Below are 1814 nucleotides of genomic sequence, written 5' to 3'. Positions count from 1 at the left end.
AACCGCAAGCCGGTGCCAACCCTTATTCCGAGGCATTGCCAACAATACCCAGTAACAAAATCAGGGGGCTTGTTACTGGAACTAGGACCCGCATATTGGGAACCAGCCAGTGGTTAACCACTACTAACTATTACAATGATAAAGGCCGTGTAATACAAGTGTTATCAGACAATATTTCAGGTGGAGTGGATGTAATTAATAACCTGTATGATTTTAACGGAAAGTTACTGAGTACTTATCTTAAGCACAAAAATCCGCGCAGCACAACCACCCCACAGACCACCTTACTGACAATGGTTAGCTATGATGGGGCTGGAAGAGTTACCTCGGTCAAAAAGCGCCTCAATGACGTTGTAACAAATGAGAAAACAATTTCGGCATCTAGCTATAACGAAATTGGGCAATTGATCACACATCGCCTCGGTGTTACCACGACAGGGCAACTTGAAACATTAAAATATGACTACAATATTCGGGGATGGCTTAAGGGAATTAACAAGGAATATGCTAACACAGACGGCAGCACTACCAATTGGTTTGGCCAGGATTTAACCTATGATTATGGATTTACGCTCGGTGCCCAATTTAGTGGTGATATTGCGGGAGCACGCTGGAAAAGTAAATCCAATGGTTTAGCAAGGCTCTATAGCTTCAGTTATGACAAGGTTTCTCGCCTTACTACTGCCAACTTCCTGGAAAGGAATGGTACAACCTGGGGGAAAACCAGCATGGATTTTACCGTTAACAATTTAACCTACGATGCTAACGGCAATATTCTTACCATGAACCAAATGGGTAAAATCGGTGCAGCGGCGCCATCACTTGTCGATCAGCTAACCTACACATATCGTAGTTACAGTAATAAGCTGGCAAAGATAGCTGATCCCATTAATACTTCCGCTGCCAAATTAGGCGACTTTAATAATGGTATTAATACTGGTGATGATTACGATTATGATGCTAACGGAAATCTTATAAAGGATGAGAATAAAAAGATCACGCTTATTCACTATAATTTCCTCAATCTGCCCGATAGTATTGTCATTACGGGAAAAGGCAACATTGTATTCCGTTATGATGCCTCGGGCAACAAGGTAAAGAAAATTGTAACGGACGTTACGGCAGGTGCGCCGAAAGTAACAACCACTGATTACATAGGAAACTTTGTTTACAAGAACGATAGCCTACAATATATCGGCCATGAAGAGGGGCGTATTCGGGCCAGTTTTAAGACCGGACAACATGTAGCTTTTAACTATGATTATTTCATAAAAGATCATTTAGGTAATACCAGGCTTGTTCTTACAGATCAAACTGACCTTAGCATGTATACGGCGAGTATGGAAACTACCAATGCGGCAACTGAGTCAGCCCTGTTTAGTAACATCGATGGCACCCGTGTACCTAAGCCCATAGGTTATCCTTCAGAACAGGATACTGCTCAAAACCTGGCTGTATCTCAACTTACGGCCTTAAATGAAGGAAAAAAAATAGGCCCTTCTCTAGTTTTGCGGGTAATGGCAGGTGATACCTTCCGGATTAAAACGAACGCATTTTATAAATCCACTTCTCCAACGGAAGAAAAAACAGATATTGCGTTAACTGAAAACATGGTGGCTGACCTGGTGCAGGCATTTAGCGGATCTTCGGAATCCAAAGGCGCACATGGAATATCATCGGCAAACACCTCAACCCCGTTTAGTAACGACTTTTATAACACCGATTACCAGCGCCTGAAGGAAAAGGATTCAGATCCTTCTCAAACTGGACGGCCCAAGGCGTATTTAAATTTTGTTTTGTTTGATGATCAATTT

Annotated in this window: 1 pseudogene; it reads left to right on the top strand. The window is 42.2% G+C overall.

What is annotated here, in order from left to right:
• Window positions 1-1814, top strand: a pseudogene (locus VN105_RS10380) (hypothetical protein); the annotation flags it as partial.

The organism is Chitinophaga sp., assembly GCF_035564935.1.
Classification (GTDB): Bacteria; Bacteroidota; Bacteroidia; order Chitinophagales; family Chitinophagaceae; genus Chitinophaga.
The sequence above is the reverse complement of the archived record's forward strand: the minus strand, read 5'-3'. Positions and strand labels throughout refer to the sequence as shown.